16 protein-coding genes are annotated in these 16,364 nt (G+C 60.4%); 7 read left to right on the top strand and 9 right to left on the bottom strand.

What is annotated here, in order from left to right; translation table 11 throughout:
• Window positions 1-5 precede the first annotated feature (5 nt).
• From cyoD to hmpA, 6 genes are all read right to left on the bottom strand, one after another.
• Window positions 6-341 carry a cytochrome o ubiquinol oxidase subunit IV gene (gene cyoD / locus LQ215_RS09675; protein ID WP_014340102.1) on the bottom strand — a complete coding sequence of 112 codons (336 nt, stop codon included), beginning with the start codon at window positions 339-341 and terminating at the stop codon, window positions 6-8.
• Complete coding sequence (locus tag LQ215_RS09670) at window positions 342-968, bottom strand: cytochrome o ubiquinol oxidase subunit III (protein WP_003205395.1); 627 nt, start codon at window positions 966-968, stop codon at window positions 342-344.
• 3 nt (window positions 969-971) lie between these two features.
• Entirely contained in the window at window positions 972-3,002 is a 2,031-nt protein-coding gene (gene cyoB, locus LQ215_RS09665; protein ID WP_230149251.1) for a cytochrome o ubiquinol oxidase subunit I, read from the bottom strand.
• Window positions 3,003-3,005: 3 nt separating this feature from the next.
• Window positions 3,006-3,953 (bottom strand): ubiquinol oxidase subunit II, encoded by a 948-nt coding sequence (gene cyoA, locus LQ215_RS09660; RefSeq protein WP_230149250.1) that lies wholly within the window; start codon window positions 3,951-3,953, stop codon window positions 3,006-3,008.
• Window positions 3,954-4,728: 775 nt separating this feature from the next.
• Complete coding sequence (locus LQ215_RS09655; protein ID WP_003205398.1) at window positions 4,729-5,238, bottom strand: disulfide bond formation protein B; 510 nt, start codon at window positions 5,236-5,238, stop codon at window positions 4,729-4,731.
• Between the two features lie 489 nt (window positions 5,239-5,727).
• Window positions 5,728-6,909, bottom strand: a complete 1,182-nt coding sequence (hmpA, locus tag LQ215_RS09650) for an NO-inducible flavohemoprotein (protein WP_230149249.1) — start codon at window positions 6,907-6,909, stop codon at window positions 5,728-5,730.
• Window positions 6,910-7,062: 153 nt separating this feature from the next.
• Between hmpA and norR the strand changes: the two genes are divergently transcribed.
• The 5 genes from norR (at window position 7,063) to LQ215_RS09625 (ending at window position 12,332) form a co-directional block, all read left to right on the top strand.
• Complete coding sequence (gene norR / locus LQ215_RS09645) at window positions 7,063-8,619, top strand: nitric oxide reductase transcriptional regulator NorR (protein WP_230149248.1); 1,557 nt, start codon at window positions 7,063-7,065, stop codon at window positions 8,617-8,619.
• Window positions 8,620-8,952: 333 nt separating this feature from the next.
• Window positions 8,953-9,855, top strand: coding sequence for a chemotaxis protein CheV (locus LQ215_RS09640; protein WP_230149247.1), 903 nt, complete (start codon window positions 8,953-8,955; stop codon window positions 9,853-9,855).
• Between the two features lie 100 nt (window positions 9,856-9,955).
• Window positions 9,956-10,282, top strand: coding sequence for a hypothetical protein (locus LQ215_RS09635; protein ID WP_230149246.1), 327 nt, complete (start codon window positions 9,956-9,958; stop codon window positions 10,280-10,282).
• Between the two features lie 79 nt (window positions 10,283-10,361).
• Window positions 10,362-11,111 (top strand): YkgJ family cysteine cluster protein, encoded by a 750-nt coding sequence (locus tag LQ215_RS09630; RefSeq protein ID WP_230149245.1) that lies wholly within the window; start codon window positions 10,362-10,364, stop codon window positions 11,109-11,111.
• 249 nt (window positions 11,112-11,360) lie between these two features.
• A complete protein-coding gene (locus LQ215_RS09625; protein ID WP_230149244.1) occupies window positions 11,361-12,332 on the top strand; it encodes a 2-hydroxyacid dehydrogenase in 972 nt (323 codons plus the stop codon).
• Between the two features lie 156 nt (window positions 12,333-12,488).
• On the opposite strand, the gene LQ215_RS09620 is transcribed toward LQ215_RS09625, so the two are convergent.
• Window positions 12,489-13,391, bottom strand: a complete 903-nt coding sequence (locus LQ215_RS09620; RefSeq protein WP_230149243.1) for a DMT family transporter — start codon at window positions 13,389-13,391, stop codon at window positions 12,489-12,491.
• Window positions 13,392-13,527: 136 nt separating this feature from the next.
• Between LQ215_RS09620 and LQ215_RS09615 the strand changes: the two genes are divergently transcribed.
• A complete protein-coding gene (locus LQ215_RS09615; RefSeq protein ID WP_230149242.1) occupies window positions 13,528-14,403 on the top strand; it encodes a helix-turn-helix domain-containing protein in 876 nt (291 codons plus the stop codon).
• A 134-nt stretch (window positions 14,404-14,537) separates the two neighbouring features.
• Here the strand turns inward: LQ215_RS09615 and LQ215_RS09610 are convergent, their stop codons facing one another.
• Window positions 14,538-14,948 (bottom strand): HPF/RaiA family ribosome-associated protein, encoded by a 411-nt coding sequence (locus tag LQ215_RS09610; protein ID WP_230149241.1) that lies wholly within the window; start codon window positions 14,946-14,948, stop codon window positions 14,538-14,540.
• Between the two features lie 506 nt (window positions 14,949-15,454).
• Between LQ215_RS09610 and LQ215_RS09605 the strand changes: the two genes are divergently transcribed.
• Window positions 15,455-15,772 (top strand): DUF3509 domain-containing protein, encoded by a 318-nt coding sequence (locus LQ215_RS09605; protein WP_230149239.1) that lies wholly within the window; start codon window positions 15,455-15,457, stop codon window positions 15,770-15,772.
• On the opposite strand, the gene LQ215_RS09600 is transcribed toward LQ215_RS09605, so the two are convergent.
• The gene (locus tag LQ215_RS09600) at window positions 15,769-16,269 is read right to left on the bottom strand and encodes a phosphate-starvation-inducible protein PsiE (protein WP_047699631.1); all 501 of its coding nucleotides are present in this window, start codon (window positions 16,267-16,269) and stop codon (window positions 15,769-15,771) included. The genes LQ215_RS09605 and LQ215_RS09600 overlap by 4 nt on opposite strands.
• Between the last annotated feature and the right edge of the window lie 95 nt (window positions 16,270-16,364).

Here is a 16,364-nt window from a genome sequence, read left to right as displayed (position 1 = left end):
TTTCCTCAGTGCGCCATCATGTTGGTGTGGATGCTGAACATGATCCACAACGACAGGCCAACCAGCAGGACAATCACGATCGCGGCAAAGACAAACGCGACCACGTTGTTACGTTGGGCGGCGGAGCGGTCCAGGTGCAGGAAGTACACCAGGTGCACCAGTACCTGGACCACGGCGAAGATCAGGATGATCCACAGGGTCAGGCTCTTGGGCAGCGATGGGTACATCACCAGGCCGAACGGAATGACGGTCAGGATCACCGACAGAATGAAACCGATGGCGTAGGACTTGACGCTGCCGTGGCCGGCGTCGTGGCCATCATGGGAATGTGCGTTAGCCATTTACAGGGTCCCCATCAGATAAACAACGGTGAATACGCAGATCCACACCACGTCCAGGAAGTGCCAGAACAGGCTCAGGCAGCTCAGGCGCGTCTTGTTGGTGGCGGTCAGGCCGTTTTTCTGGACCTGGTACATCATGATCGCCATCCAGATCAGGCCGCTGGTCACGTGCAGGCCGTGGGTGCCGACCAGGGTGAAGAACCCGGACAGGAAGCCGCTGCGGTTAGGGCCGTAGCCTTCGGAGATCAACATGTGGAACTCGTTGATCTCCATGCCGATGAAGCCGGCACCGAACAGGAAGGTCATGGCCAGCCAGCCCAGTACCTGGGTTTTCTTGCCCTTGAACAACGCCAGCATGGCGAAGCCGTAGGTGATCGAGCTGAACAGCAGCAGCGCGGTTTCGCCCAGTACGTACGGCAGTTCGAAGATGTCGTGGCCCGATGGGCCACCGGCGACGTTGTTAACCAGCACCGCGTACGCTGCGAAGATCGACGCAAACAGAATGCAGTCGGTCATCAGGTAGAGCCAGAAACCGAATACGGTCATCTCGCCCGAGTCGTGGTGATGGTCATCGTGCCCATGGTCATGACCATGGGCGTGTCCAACAGTGGTCACTAAGTTCGACATGGTTTAAGCCTGTTCCAACGAGGTTTCAACACGGGTGGCGGTGGCGGGGACTTTCCCGGCCGCTACCAGGCGCTTGTGCTGCTCGGCTTCGATGCGCTCGATGACATCCACCGGCACCATGTAGCCCTGATCGTCACGGGCAGCATGGATCACGAAATACGCCACGGTGCCGACCAGGCTGGCGATGGCCAGCCACCAGATGTGCCAGATCATCGCGAAGCCGAACACGGTCAACAGCGCGCCCATGACCACACCGGTAGCGGTGTTGTTGGGCATGTGGATCGGCTCGTATTTGGCCGGGACCGGGTACGCGGTGCCGTTTTCCTTGGCTTCGGTGAACGGGTCGATGACGTCTGCCTTTGGCAGCACGGCGAAGTTGTAGAACGGCGGTGGCGAAGAGGTCGACCATTCCAGGGTATGGGCATTCCACGGGTCACCGTGTTCGCACATGTTCTCTGGCTTGTTGCGATCGCGCACGCTGACGTACAACTGGATCAGCTGGCAGGCGATACCAACAGCGATCATCACCGCACCGAACATGGCGACGTACAGGTACGGCACCCATTCAGGGTTGGTGGTGGTGTTCAGGCGACGGGTCATGCCCATGAAGCCCAGTACATAGAGCGGCATGAACGCGACGAAGAAGCCGGTGATCCAGAACCAGAACGCTGCCTTGCCCCAGCCTTCGTGCAGCTTGAAGCCGAACGCTTTCGGGAAGTAGAAGGCGAAACCGGCGATGTAGCCGAACACGGCGCCACCGATGATCACGTTGTGGAAGTGCGCGATCACGAACAGGCTGTTGTGCAGCACGAAGTCCGCACCCGGGATGGCCAGCAATACGCCGGTCATGCCGCCGATGGCGAAGGTCACCATGAAGCCCAGGGTCCACATCACGTGGCTGGTGAAACGCAGGCGGCCCTGATAGATGGTGAACAGCCAGTTGAACAGCTTCACCCCCGTCGGGATCGAAATCAGCATCGTCGCCAGGCCGAAGAAGGCGTTGACGCTGGCCCCCGAACCCATGGTGAAGAAGTGGTGCAGCCAGACCATGAAGCCCAGTACCGAGATCGCGCCGCTGGCGTAGATCATCGAGTGGTGGCCGAACAGTTTCTTGCCGGAGAAGGTCGAGATGACTTCGGAGAAGATCCCGAACGCCGGCAGGATCAGGATGTACACCTCGGGGTGACCCCAAGCCCAGAACAGGTTGACGTACATCATCGGATTTCCACCCAGTTCATTGGTGAAAATGTGGAAATCCATGTAGCGGTCAAGCGTCAGCAAAGCCAGGGTAGCGGTCAGGATCGGGAAGGAAGCGACGATCAGGACGTTGGCCCAGGTGCAGGTCCAGGTGAAGATCGGCATGTCCATCAGCTTCATGCCCGGGGTACGCATCTTGACCACGGTGGCCAGGAAGTTGACCCCCGTCAGCGTCGTCCCCAACCCCGATAGCTGTAGCGCCCAGATGTAGTAATCCATCCCCACGCCCGGGCTGTATTGCAGGCCCGACAGCGGCGGATAGGCAACCCAGCCGGTCTTGGCGAACTCGCCAACGCCCAGCGACAGGTTGATCAGCACCACGCCGGACACCAGCAGCCAGAAGCTCAGGGAGTTCAGGAACGGGAAGGCGACGTCGCGGGCGCCGATCTGCAGCGGCACTGCAAGGTTCATCAGGCCGGTGAAGAATGGCATCGCCATGAAGATGATCATGATCACGCCGTGGGCGGTGAAGATCTGGTCATAGTGTTCAGGCGGCAGGTAGCCAGGCGAACCCTCGGTGGCCATGGCCAGCTGGGTACGCATCATGATGGCGTCGGCAAAACCACGCAGCAGCATGACCATGGCGACGATGATGTACATCACGCCGATTTTCTTGTGGTCGACCGACGTCAGCCACTCGGTCCACAGGTAGGTCCACTTCTTGAAATAAGTGATGCCTGCAAACAATGCCAGACCACCGAGCGCGATGATGGCGAGGGTCACCATGACAATCGGCTCGTGGAACGGGATCGCTTCCCAACTTAATTTACCAAACATCGTTTACTCCTCTGCCCCGGCAGCTGAATGCGAGCTCATGTCCATCCCTTCCATGTTGTGAGCCACTTCCTTCTCGTTCTTCTCGTGGTGCATCGGCTTGCCCGGATTCATCCCTTCATACTTGTCGATGATGGTCTGGAACAGGTTCGGCGTAACCGACGAGTAGAGTTCGACTGGGTTGTTCTGGCTCGGCTTGGAAAGGGCTTCGTATTCAGCTTTTTCAAGCTGTTTAGGTGCCTTCTTCACATCGTTGACCCAGGCGTCGAAATCTTCCTGGGTCGTGGCGATTGCTTTGAACTTCATGCCGGTAAAGCCCGCGCCGCTGTAGTTGGCGGAGATACCGTCGAGTTCGGCGTTCTGGTTGGCGATCAGGTGCAGCTTGGTCTGCATGCCCGCCATCGCGTAGATCTGGCCGCCCAGGCCCGGGATGAAGAACGAGTTCATCACGGTGTCGGAAGTGACCTTGAAATTGATCGGCGTGTGGGCCGGGAACACGATCTTGTTGACCGTGGCAATGCCTTGTTCCGGGTAGATGAACAGCCACTTCCAGTCCATGGAGACCACTTCAATGGTGATCGGCTTGACGTCGGAATCCAGCGGACGATACGGGTCCAGGGCGTGGGTCGACTTGTAGGTGACATAACCCAGGGCAATGATGATCAACACCGGAATGGTCCAGACCGCCACTTCGATCTTGGTCGAATGCGACCACTTCGGCGTGTAGGTGGCCTTGGTATTGGTTGCGCGGTACTTCCAGGCGAACAGGAAGGTCATGACGATGACCGGCACAACGACCAGCAACATCAGCAGCGTAGCGGTGATGATCAGGTTTCGTTCATCCAGGCCGACCTGGCCCTTGGGATCGAGCAAGGTCATGTTGCAGCCTCCCAGCAGCAACGTGCCGAGCAGCGGCAACAAGCCTAGTAATCGGGGGTACCTGTTTTTACTCATCTCACGACCTCTAAAGCAGCTTGCGCAATGCAGTTGGGTTTTGATCGCCAACACTTCACCCTGCCAAGGGTTGGCATTTTCTTGGATTGAATAAGGGCTGCCCGTCGAACGTCAGCGGCTGTTCGACACATCCTGGGCCAGCAGTGAGTTCTTATTCGTTGGTCAAAGGCCTAGTTCAAGCCCAATTCCATTTGGTGCGGGTAGTTGGAGGCACCGACACCTGGGGTCGCATGGGGCGCTGGCGCCCTTCGACCACTCTCATGCTCAAGCTTGAGCCGGGTCGGAAAATCGGTGCGGGCGATTGTAGTGAGCTGAGGCGCTGTAGACCATGTCTCATCTCGAAATAATTTTTATCCGATCCGGCAACAATCTTTCGCAGATATTGCAACAGCCGGCATGTTATCGAAATTAATTCTCAACAAGAACCCCAAAAAACGTAGGGCTACTGGGCCCGATTTAGACAGCTCAAGGGGATCACGAAGCGCTTTTTTTGCCCGGCAAGCGCCCAGTTTTCGGGGCCCCAGGCGTCCAACGCTTCGCTGTTAAAAATGCCTGCTGCTGGCGATACGCGTTGTGCGAAACCGGACGGTTTTTTGTTACAGAATGAAGCGCTTAATCGCCCTCGAAAAGGCTGAGCGCCTCAAGATATGTGACAACGTGTCGCACGTTGTCGCAGGCTATTCTTGCCCCGGATCAAGGACGGTCCGGCTCAAGAGTGAAACGCAAAACGCCCCGGCTCTCCAGGAGAGAGACCGGGGCGTTTTTTGAAGGTGCTTCAGCGAATCTGTTTGCGGTTACGTGACACCAGCAATGGCACCAGCACCACCGTCAACACGAAGGCCACCAGTGCCCACTGCGCCAGGGACAGACCCAGGATCGGTGGGTAGGGGGTGGAGCAAAAACCATCGACCTGGAACCCCAACGGAAATATTTTTGCCAACGGCAGGTCATCGACAATCGGCTGCAACACGTCAATGCCGCAACTGACCGCCGGGAAGAACTGCGTGTACACGTGATGCCCTGCTACACCGGCACCGGCCAGGGCGCTGAGCACCACCAGGCCTTCGAAGATCGTCAGGCTGCGGCGGGTGCGCATGGCGGCCCCGATGAAGGCGAAGATCGCGATCAGCAACAGCGCATAGCGTTGCAGGATACACAGCGGGCACGGCGCCTCACCGAGGGCCACCTGCATGTACAGCGCGCCGCCAATCAGCGCCAGGCAGATCAGCCCCAGCAGCACCAGGTAGCGCCGCTCACGGCCCAATCGCATCATTTCCTCACTCATTGCGTTTCCCTTTGTTTGCATGGATCGACGCGCAGCACGGCGACACTCGGGCGCGCGTTCGGATGCCCGAAGTCTACACGCAGACCATGACAGTGAACGAGCAGCGGGCGTCGACATTGGAGGGGAATAGACCGTGAGAAGGTTAAGTGCGGATTAATTCTGGTCAGTTGGACCCAGGATGGACCTGCCGCCGCCATCGCGAGCAGGCTCGCTCCCACAGGGAGCCCTGGTCTGATGGTCAGCACTGCCACAAGGGATCTGTGGCGGACGTGAATGTTGTCACCCACACAGGTCCAGGGGTGGGAGCGAGCTTGCTCGCGATAGCGGTGGGTCAGCTTGCATTGATGTTGAATGTGCCGATGCCATCGCGAGCAAGCTCGCTCCCACAGTTTTTTGCGGTGTTCACGAGAATAGTGTCTACCGCAGATTCCTTGTGGGAGCGAGCCTGCTCGCGACGCAGGCAACCCGGTTTCCCGGTTTAGCGCGACCTTATTCCAGCGCCGCCGCCGGGCCGAAGAATTCGTAGCGGCTCTGCTGGTCCGGCACGCCCAAGGCCTTGAGATGGCGCTTGACGGCGCTCATGAAACCCTTCGGCCCGAGGAAATAGGCGTCCAGGTCACGTTGCTGCGGCAGCCATTGCGCCAGTTGTTCCTGGCTCAACAGCCCCACCTTGTCGGCCGCCGGGCTCAAACCGTCGTCTTCGTCGTAGCAGTAGAAGCGCTTGAGCTGCGGATGCCGCTTGGCCAGGTCGTCGATCCAGTCGCGGAAGGCATGGGCACGGCCGTTGCGCGCGCAGTGGATGAAATGCACCGGCCGCTCGGTTTGCAGCGCCGCCTGCAGCATGGCCAGGGTCGGGGTGATGCCGACGCCGCCACTGATCAACACCAACGGTTTGTCGCTGGCAGTCAGGTAGAAATCTCCGGACGGCGGGAACAATTGGATGCGGCTGCCGACGTCGAAATGATGATGCAGGTGGTTGGACACCCGTCCGCCCGGTTCGCGCTTGACGCTGATACGGTATTGACCGTTGTCCGCCAGGGCTGACAGTGAATAGTTGCGGCGTACTTCCTCGTCATCGAGCATGAGCTTCATGCCGATGTACTGGCCTGGCTCGGCCAGCAGGATCGGCCCCTTGTCTGCCGGTTCAAAGTAAAACGAAGTGATCTCCGAGCTTTCCTGCACCTTGGCCGTCAGGATGAACTCACGCTCGCCACGCCAGCCGCCCGGCGCCTCGGCCTTCTTGTCGTACATGCCGGCTTCGGCGCCGATGAGGATATCGGCCAACTGGTTGTAGGCTGCGCCCCACGCCGCAATCACTTCGGGCGTGGCGATCTCTGCGCCCAGCACTTCGGCGATTGCCCGCAGCAGGCACGCACCGACAATCGGGTAATGTTCCGGCAGGATCTGCAGGGCAACGTGCTTGTTGACGATCTTTGCCACCAGGTCGCCCAATTGATCGAGCTGGTCAATATGGCGCGCATACATCAACACGCCGTTGGCCAACGCACGTGGTTGATCGCCACTGGCCTGGTGAGCCTGGTTGAACAGCGGGCGCACCTGCGGGTATTCGGACAGCATCATGCGATAGAAGTGAGTGATCAGCGCCTCACCACCACTTTCAAGCAACGGAACGGTGGAGCGAATGATGGCGCGTTCTTCTCGACTAAGCATAGGGTGACTCCTGGCGTATGGCCGATTACAAGTTACTTATGTCTTATCAGTTTCCATGCCATAAATTTTTTCATTTAATATCAGCTAGTTAAAAACAATGTAGTCATATCGACACGGCAGGCTTTATAGTCGTTATGACTACATGGAGTCATTATGACCGCAACCGCCCTGCTGACCTCCTTGCTACCGCTGGTGGCCGACCTGTCCCGCGAACTGCCTGAAGGCGAACGTTATCGTCGCCTGCTCGGCACCTTGCGAGCCCTGCTGCCCTGCGACGCGGCGGCGTTGTTGCGCCTGGACGGCGACTGCCTGGTGCCGCTCGCCGTGGATGGCCTGAGCACCGACACGTTGGGCCGGCGATTCCGGGTCAACGAACACCCGCGCTTCGAAGCGCTGCTGGCCAACCCACAGCCCACGCGCTTCGCCGCCGACAGCGGCCTGCCCGATCCGTACGACGGACTGGTCGAGGGGCTCGCCGAGCATCTGGAGGTTCACGACTGCATGGGCTGCCCACTGTTCGTCGACGAACGGCCCTGGGGCCTGCTGACCCTGGATTCGCTGGATCCGGAGCGCTTCGAGCCCATCGACCTGAGTGCCCTGCAAGCGTTCGCCAGCCTCGCCGCCGCCACGGTCAGCGCCGCCGAGCGCATCGAGCGCCTGGCCTTGAAAGCCGAGGACGAGCACCGCCGCGCCGAGGTCTATCGCCAGGCCAGCGGCCAGCAACCTCGCGACATGGTCGGCCAGAGCAAGGCCCACAAACGCCTGGTGGAAGAGATCGCGCTGGTGGGCAGCAGCGACCTGACGGTATTGATCACCGGCGAAACCGGCGTGGGCAAGGAACTGGTCGCCCAGGCCATCCATGCCGCGTCGAAACGTGCCGAGCAGCCACTCATCAGCCTCAATTGCGCCGCGCTGCCCGATACGCTGGTGGAAAGCGAACTCTTCGGCCATGTACGCGGCGCCTTCACCGGGGCCACGAACGACCGGCGCGGCAAGTTCGAACTGGCCGACGGTGGCACCTTGTTCCTCGACGAAGTGGGCGAGTTGTCCCTGACCGTCCAGGCCAAGTTGTTGCGGGTACTGCAAAGCGGCCAACTGCAACGCCTGGGCTCGGACAAGGAACACCGGGTCGATGTGCGCCTGATCGCGGCCACCAATCGCGACCTGGCCGAAGAAGTGCGCAACGGCCGTTATCGGGCCGACTTCTACCATCGCTTGAGTGTGTATCCGCTGCAGGTGCCGGCGCTGCGCGATCGCGGGCGGGACGTGCTGCTGCTCAGCGGTTTTTTCCTGGAACAAAATCGGTCGCGCATGGGCCTGGGCAGCCTGCGCCTGAGCAGTGACGCCCAGGCCGCGCTGCTGGCCTATGACTGGCCGGGCAATGTGCGCGAACTGGAACACCTGATCGGCCGCAGCGCCTTGAAGGCCTTGGGCCGGTGCGCGACGCGCCCGAAAATCCTCAGCCTCAGCGCCCAGGACCTGGATTTGCCCCAGGCGCCTGTGGACAACCCCACGCCTTCGTCCATCCTCCCGGCACCGACCGCGCAGGGCGTAACGGGAGACTTGCGCGAAGCGGTGGACCAGTTCCAGCGCACGCTGATCGCTGCCTGCCTGGAGCGTCACCAGCACAACTGGGCCAGCGCCGCCCGGGAGTTGGGGCTGGACCGGGCGAACCTGGGGCGAATGGCAAAACGGCTTGGCCTGAAATAGTGGCTGGGGGCGCTTTTGTGGCGAGGGAGCTTGCTCCCGCTGGGCTGCGCCGTAGGAGCTGTGTAGGAGCTGTCGAGTGCAACGAGGCTGCGATCTTTCCGCTGGCAATTGAGTCGAGAGCAAAAGATCAAGATCAAAAGATCGCAGGCTTCGCCAGCTCCTACAGAGCCGAGCGGGAGCAAGCTCCCTCGCCACAAAAGCGGGCTTGTTACACGATCCTCGTTATTGACGGCTTTCGCCCTAAAGCCTGTCCCCAACGAGTCGATAACCCAATATCACAAGCTGTTTTGGCGTTCCTCGAGTTCGCCCCACCTTTTTCCACAGAAGGTTTTTATGTCTTCCAACAAAGCCCGCGCAGATTCACTTTCGCTTCTGCTGTTTACCTTGCGCAGCGGCAAGCTGATGGCAATCAACCTGCTCAAGGTCAGCGAAATCATTCCCTGCCCACCCTTGACCAAGCTGCCGGAGTCGCATCCGCACGTCAAAGGCATCGCCACCCTGCGCGGGACATCGTTGTCGGTGATCGACCTGAGCCGCGCCATTGGCGAGCGGCCGCTGGAAGACCCGGATGGCGGCTGCCTGATCGTCACTGACGTCAGCCGCTCCAAACAGGGTTTGCATGTGCAGGCGGTGAGCAAGATCGTGCATTGCCTGACCACCGACATCAAACCGCCGCCCTACGGCTCCGGCGGTGTGCGTTCTTACATCACCGGCGTGACCTCGGTGGAGGGCACGCTGGTGCAGGTGCTGGACATCGAAAAGGTCATCCACGGCATCGCCCCGGCACAGATCGAAACCGCGCCGACCGAACTGAGCATGGAAGACGCCGAGGTGCTGGGCAACGCACGGATCCTGGTGGTCGATGACAGCCAGGTCGCGCTGCAGCAATCGGTGCACACCCTGCGCAACCTGGGCCTGCAATGCCACACCGCGCGCAGCGCCAAGGAAGCCATCGAGTGCCTGCTGGACCTGCAAGGCACGGCCGAACAGATCAACCTGATCGTCTCCGACATCGAGATGTCGGAGATGGACGGCTATGCCCTCACCCGGACGCTGCGCGAAACGCCGGACTTCGCCCACCTCTACGTGTTGCTGCATACCTCGCTGGACAGCGCCATGAACAGCGAAAAAGCCCGGCTGTCGGGTGCCAACGGCGTGCTCACCAAATTCTCCTCACCGGAACTGACCAAGTGCCTGATCACGGCGGCCAAGGCCGTTGCCGCGCAAGGTCACTGAGCCCTGTCGATTGCTCGCTTCTGCGCTCCAGCGCAGGAGCGGTCACTGTCCACAACCTCTGGCATACTCTTGTCCTGGTTTCCTGGAACAAGGCTCCCTGATGAACATCCGTCTATTGACTCTCCTTGGCCTCACTGTCCTGGCCTCTCAAGCTCATGCTTCCAGCACGGACGCCTGGGCCGCCCACGACAAAGCCGTGCTGGCCAGTTGCATTAAGGCCAGCGGTTTGAAGAGCGCTGAGCCGGTGGGTAGCGCCGCTCAATTCGACGACCGCGTCGGCTACACCGCGCTGTTGCTGCAAGGCCAATATCCGCAGAAACACATGAAAGGCGCGATCGGCACCGAGTTGTGCCTCTACCGCAAGAAAACCAAAACCGCCTACGTGACCGAGTGGGACTCGGTCCGCCCCACCGCTACCGACCGGTGAGTGGCGCATAACTTGCTTTGCAGGGCTTATCGCGGCGTTTTTCTGTCGCCGCTTTCAACCCATTGCCTTCGGTCGATCAATGAATACAAGGTTTTCCTGTGTAGGGTGCGGTAAATGCTGCACGGGTCATCACGTTCCCCTGACGCTCGACGAAGCCAGGATGTGGGCGAGTGACGGCGGTCAGGTGATTGTCCTGATCGAGGCCTTCCTGCCCAATGGCCTCGGTCTGCCAGTGGCGCAACGCGAGCACGCCGAACGGCGCTCGGCGGTAGTGCGTAGCGGCAATTGCGAGGCGCTCGTGGCGATCACCTTCGCGGCTTATAACGCCGGCCCTTGCCATAATCTGGACGCCGACAACCTGTGCCGCATCTATGAGCGCAGGCCCTTGGTCTGCCGCATTTATCCCATGGAAATCAATCCACACATCCCGCTCAATACCGCCGCCAAGGATTGCCCGCCGGAGTCATGGGAAACGGGGCCGCAATTGATAGTTGGCGGTGAATTGGTGGACCAGGAACTGGCTCGGTTGATCGAGCGTTCACGCCAGGCCGACCGTGAAGAGATCGCCATCAAGGAGCGCATCTGCGCCGCCCTGGGCATCTGCACCACCGCACTCAAGGGCGACGGGTTCACCGCGTACCTGCCGAAGATGAGCGCATTCGCGGCCGCCCTTGATCAGGCACGCCTGCAACCTGCGCAACAGCACACCAGTGAATGGCAGTTCCATCTGTCTGGCGATGACGTGGCCAGCCAGGTATCGGCCAGCGGCGCGCGGGTGGTTACTGAAGCGCCGGTTAATTACGCCTTTATTTCGCTGCGGGCGGCATAAACCTAGCGACTCGCTCCCACATTCGACCTTGGGTGAGCCCCAATGCTTTGTCCACTGCAGCCCCCTGTGGGAGCGAGCTTGCTCGCGATGGCGGACTGTCAGCCGACATCCATGTTGAGTGGACTACGGCTATCGCGAGCAAGCTCGCTCCCACAGGGGTTGGCTACATTCCCAATCAACTGCCTCTCGCCTAACCCTCGCCAGGAATGTTAGCGTGCTTGGTATCTTCTCCCCGACGAGCCTTGCACGATGAAAAAAACCGTACTTGCCTTCAGCCGTATCACGCCCCAGGTGGTCGAGCGCCTGCAACAGGACTTCGACGTGATCGTGCCGAGCCCGTCCAAGGGCGATATCAACGCGCAGTTCAACGAAGCCCTGCCCCACGCTCACGGGCTGATCGGGGTCGGTCGCAAGCTCGGGCGCGAGCAATTGCAAGGCGCCGCCAACCTGCAAGTGGTATCCAGCATATCGGTGGGCTACGACAACTATGACCTGGCCTACTTCAATGAGCGCGGGATCATGCTCACCAACACCCCCGACGTACTCACCGAAAGCACCGCCGACCTGGCCTTCGCCCTGCTGATGAGCAGCGCCCGGCGCGTGGCCGAACTGGACGCCTGGACCAAGGCGGGCCAATGGCAGGCAACCGTCGGCCCGCAACTGTTCGGCAGCGATGTACATGGCAAGACCCTGGGTATCGTCGGCATGGGCAACATCGGCGCGGCCATTGCCCGGCGTGGCCGGCTGGGGTTCAACATGCCGATCCTCTACAGCGGCAACAGCCGCAAGACCGAACTGGAAAACCAATTGGGCGCACAGTTTCGCGAACTGGACCAGTTGCTGGCCGAAGCGGACTTCGTCTGCCTCGTCGTGCCATTGAGCGAGAAGACCCGCCATTTGATCGGCCGGCGCGAACTGGGCCTGATGAAACCGAGCGCCATCCTGGTCAACATTTCCCGAGGCCCGGTGGTGGATGAACCGGCGCTGATCGAAGCCCTGCAGAACAATCGCATCCGCGGTGCCGGGCTGGATGTCTACGAGAAAGAACCGCTGGCCGAATCGCCGCTGTTCCAGCTGAAGAACGCCGTCACCCTGCCCCACATCGGCTCGGCCACCCACGAAACCCGTGCCGCCATGGCCGATCTGGCTGTGGATAACCTGCGCAGCGCATTGCTGGGCGAGCGACCGCAGAACCTGGTCAACCCGCAAGTCTGGAAATAGAACAAACTGTGGCGAGGGAGCTTGCTCCCGCTGGGCTGCGCAGCAGCCCCTTGCGGTTTATCTGATGCACCATGGTGGCAGATACACCTTGGGGTCGCTTCGCAACCCAGCGGGAGCAAGCTCCCTCGCCACCGGATTATCGCCAGACGTTATGCTTCAGCGAGCACCCAGCGCGACTTTCGCGGCAACTGGCCGAGGCTTGCGAAACACCAGCACGTTACCCAGCATCACCAACACCAGCCCCACCAATGCCGGCGCCGTCCACTGGTAGCCTTCGGCAAACGCCGAGACGTTCAACGCCACCACCGGGAACAACACCGTGCAATACGCCGCCCGCTCCGGCCCCATGCGCCCCACCAGCGTCAGATAGGCCGTGAAGCCGATCACCGAACCCGGGATCACCAGGTACAACAGCGAGCCGATGTAGCGCGTATTCCATTCCATGTCGAACGGGATGCCTTTGAACGCACACCATGCTGCCAACATCGCCGCGCCATAGGCCATGCCCCAGGCATTGGTGGTCAACGGCTTGAGGCCGGCCTTCTGTTGCAGGCTCGACAGCATGTTGCCCGCCGAGAAACACAAGGTGCCCAGCAACGCCAGCGCCAACCCCAGCAAGGTTTGCGGGCTTGCGCTATGGCCGGCCAACTCCGGCCAGAACAGCAGCGCCAGCCCCAACAGCCCCAGGGCGCCGCCCAACAGCACATTACGGGCAATCCGCTGACCGAAGAACACGCGGGCATTGAGGGCGTTCCAGAGCGTGGCGGTGGAAAACACCACGGCGACCAACCCACTGGGAATCCACTGGCTGGCGGTCAGGAAGCACATGAAGTTGATGCAGAACAGGCACAGGCCCTGGGCAACACAAATCAAATGACCGCGCCGGTTCATCACCTGCAAGCGCCGGCTGAGCAAGAGCATCGCAAACAGGATCAGGGCCGCAAGGCCGAAGCGATAGACAATCGATACCGGGATGGCGACGACGCCCAACTGCAGTTTCAGGGCAATCCAGGTGGTGCCCCAGATGAGCACGGTAAGCAGGTACAACGAGAGGTTCATGGTGACGGCTCCTGACAATGACGCTCAGTGTCCCGCTGCCATGGACCCGGCGCTTGCGTAAACTTGCGGTTTTGTCGGCTGACAGGCTGGCACGGACCGGCCGACGGAGTAGGATGCAGGCGTTGGAGAACCGATCATGTCCACACTGCAAACGCTGCAAGTCTTTCAAGCCCTCAACAGCTCGCCCAATGCTCGCCTGGAGCACAGCGCCGAGCTTGGGGACGGCTTGGCGGCCGCTTTGTGGAGCAATCACCACGACGCCCGGGACTACGAGGCGCCAACGCACCACACGCTGTCGTGCTACATCGCTGGCGGCACCGGTACGTTTCGCCGCGAGCGGCCCGACACCACGGGGGCACCGGGCAAACTCTGCATCCTGCCGGCCGGGCATGAGTCAGCCTGGGTCATCAACGGCGACATTCGCCTCGCCCACCTGTATTTCAGCGCTGAACAATTTGCCCTTGGTTGCGTCACGCTGCTGGACCGCGAGCCCCGGCAGGTGCAACTGCACGAGGAGACCTTCCTCGACGACCCGCAACAGGCACAGCGTTTTCGCCAGTTGATCGCGCTGAACTGGGACGAACCTGGTGAGCGTCTGCTGACCACCAGCCTGGCCCATGACTTGCTCAATCATTTGCTGCTCAGCCAGGTGGGCCAGCGCCAGGGACTTCGCCTCAAAGGCGGCCTGGCCGCTCACCAACGACGGTTGCTGGTGGACTACGTCGACAGCCACCTGGCCGAGGCCATCAGCCTTGGACAATTGGCGGCGCTGTGTGCGTTGTCCGAATACCACTTCGCGCGGATGTTCCGCGAAAGCTTCGGGCTGCCTCCTCATCAATATGTGCTGGCCAGACGCTTGACCTGCGCGCGGCATTTGCTGCGCACCACCTCTCAACCGCTGGGCGATGTGGCACTGGCCTGCGGATTTGCCAGCGCCAGCCACTTCACCAATCGGTTCCGTCAAGCCTTGGGCGCGACGCCGGGGGAGTATCGGCAGGCGTTTTTGCGCTAGCGCCGGCTATTGCCATCGCGAGCAGGCTCGCTCCCTCAGGGGAATGTGATCAATGCAGGAGTGCAAACCGATAAAACCAAAACGGGCCTGCAATTGCAGGCCCGTTTTCAGTCGAAAGTGAAATGAACGAAGTCTCAGCCGTGAAGCGTGGCCCGTTCGTTCTCCAGGAATTCTTCTTCCAGCAGCGCATCGGCCAGGGCTATGGACTCAGTCGGCGTCGAATCGACGGCGCGCTTGCCGCGCAGTTTGCCGAACAAATGCTCCAGGGCATTTTCAAGTTTGGTGGCCGCGCCTTCGATCGCCAGTTCCAGCGATTCGGCCTTGTGCGTCACGGAAACCGGCTGATGGCCCTTGGGCCGTGCTTCAAGCTGGCAACGCAGGTCATGGGGGCCAGGCTTATCGCCGTTCTCGTCCCGCAGATGAACCTCGACCCGTGTCAGGTCCTCTTCATAACGTTCGAGCGTGCTTTCGATGGTAGTACGTACCCACTCCTCCAGTCGGATGCTGCTTTGAATATGGTTATCGCTGTTGACTTGGATTTGCATAGTTCATCCCTTATTTCAGCTAGCTCGCCGGGGGCCATCGACGTTGATGCAACGGCCCCTTGAATACAGAGTCGGGCTGGCGGAAGAACAATTCAAGCCCTAAAAAAAGATAAATATTCATATGCAAATAAAGCCAGACAACAGGCAAAGGCGCTGTTAATGTCGGGAGTTGCCCCGCCCTGCTACCGCACCGCCTATCGCCTCCCCTCCTGCACCGTCAGCGAACATCCGCGCGTTATTGCCCCGAAACGGGCAGCGGCCACAGCCGCATTCCAGAGCATTCGGCGCTTAGCCTCCGTGATCATTGTCCGACAGTTTTTCCGGCATGCCACTTGCTAACTTCCTGTAGGAGCTGCCGCAGGCTGCGATCTTTTGATCCTGAGGCCTGCCTGGCCCCGGAATCTCGAGATGAACACGATCATGGAATGGCCGATGGTCCGGTGTTGCGAACTAATCCCGATCATGGCCGGTCAACAACTGCACGTTCAATCAGGCGGTGACGCATCATGGACAACCCTTTTCAGATCATTACCGACGCTTTTGCGCCGAATTATCAAATCAACCTGAGCATTCAGGGCCTGGACGGCAGCATCATGCTGACCCTGTCCAAGAGCGGGCGCATCGTCGCCAAACGCATGATCAGCGCCCAGCAGCGCAACGACCCGGAGCGGCTCAAGCGCCTGGTACAAAGCATCCAGTTCGGTATCGCCATCGAGGATGGCCACAGCGCCGTGGCCATCCTCGAAGCCATGACCGGCGGTGACAACATCAAGCTGCCACCACCGCACGCACAGGGGCCGGCGTCCTCTGTCGCCGGGATCTAGATTTCTCCTTTCTCCACCTCGGCATGCTCGCTGGAACCCGCGCCGACCTTGCGGTGCGGGTGCTCGATCTTCACCGAGGGGAACTGCGACGAAGCGTAGCGCACCACCAGGATCGAAAACGCCAGCAGCAGGATGCCACCGCACAGGTAGATGATCCCCAGGTCTGGCGGGCTGTGATGGGAAACGTTGGAAATCAGCAGTCGCGTCAGCGCGGTGATCGCCACGTAGATCAGAAACCGCACCGGCATGTGGTTGGTCTTGAAGTAGATCCCGACCATCGCCCCCAATTCCAGGTAGATGAACAGCAACAGGATGTCATCGATCTTGATGTGCCCTGCTTCGATCATCTGCAAGAACTCCATCACCGCCGCCCACGCGGTCACCGCACCGATGGCGAACAGCGCCAGGTAATGGAAGGTCTCGACAAACAGGTTGCCCAGGGACTCGGCCAGTTGATGGACGTTCTGGCGCAGGTTCTCGGCCCAGTTGATTTTCACGATGTAGTTTCCTTAGGTCGGCTCGACCGGATGATGCGGGTTGGACGTGACGGTTGTTCTGCATGCAGAAAAAAGGCCAGCGACTGAGGGTGAGA

The organism is Pseudomonas brassicacearum, assembly GCF_918698105.1.
GTDB classification, from domain to species: domain Bacteria; phylum Pseudomonadota; class Gammaproteobacteria; order Pseudomonadales; family Pseudomonadaceae; genus Aquipseudomonas; species Aquipseudomonas brassicacearum_F.
The sequence above is the reverse complement of the archived record's forward strand: the minus strand, read 5'-3'. Positions and strand labels throughout refer to the sequence as shown.

Coding starts and splice junctions, on each gene's coding strand:
- LQ215_RS09635 (WP_230149246.1), top strand. CDS start 9,956: ATGAACATCCGTCTATTGACTCTCCTTGGCCTCACTGTCCTGGCCTCT.
- LQ215_RS09620 (WP_230149243.1), bottom strand. CDS start 13,391: ATGAACCTCTCGTTGTACCTGCTTACCGTGCTCATCTGGGGCACCACC.
- cyoB (WP_230149251.1), bottom strand. CDS start 3,002: ATGTTTGGTAAATTAAGTTGGGAAGCGATCCCGTTCCACGAGCCGATT.
- LQ215_RS09615 (WP_230149242.1), top strand. CDS start 13,528: ATGTCCACACTGCAAACGCTGCAAGTCTTTCAAGCCCTCAACAGCTCG.
- cyoD (WP_014340102.1), bottom strand. CDS start 341: ATGGCTAACGCACATTCCCATGATGGCCACGACGCCGGCCACGGCAGC.
- LQ215_RS09605 (WP_230149239.1), top strand. CDS start 15,455: ATGGACAACCCTTTTCAGATCATTACCGACGCTTTTGCGCCGAATTAT.
- LQ215_RS09610 (WP_230149241.1), bottom strand. CDS start 14,948: ATGCAAATCCAAGTCAACAGCGATAACCATATTCAAAGCAGCATCCGA.
- hmpA (WP_230149249.1), bottom strand. CDS start 6,909: ATGCTTAGTCGAGAAGAACGCGCCATCATTCGCTCCACCGTTCCGTTG.
- LQ215_RS09655 (WP_003205398.1), bottom strand. CDS start 5,238: ATGAGTGAGGAAATGATGCGATTGGGCCGTGAGCGGCGCTACCTGGTG.
- LQ215_RS09640 (WP_230149247.1), top strand. CDS start 8,953: ATGTCTTCCAACAAAGCCCGCGCAGATTCACTTTCGCTTCTGCTGTTT.
- LQ215_RS09630 (WP_230149245.1), top strand. CDS start 10,362: ATGAATACAAGGTTTTCCTGTGTAGGGTGCGGTAAATGCTGCACGGGT.
- norR (WP_230149248.1), top strand. CDS start 7,063: ATGACCGCAACCGCCCTGCTGACCTCCTTGCTACCGCTGGTGGCCGAC.
- LQ215_RS09670 (WP_003205395.1), bottom strand. CDS start 968: ATGTCGAACTTAGTGACCACTGTTGGACACGCCCATGGTCATGACCAT.
- LQ215_RS09625 (WP_230149244.1), top strand. CDS start 11,361: ATGAAAAAAACCGTACTTGCCTTCAGCCGTATCACGCCCCAGGTGGTC.
- cyoA (WP_230149250.1), bottom strand. CDS start 3,953: ATGAGTAAAAACAGGTACCCCCGATTACTAGGCTTGTTGCCGCTGCTC.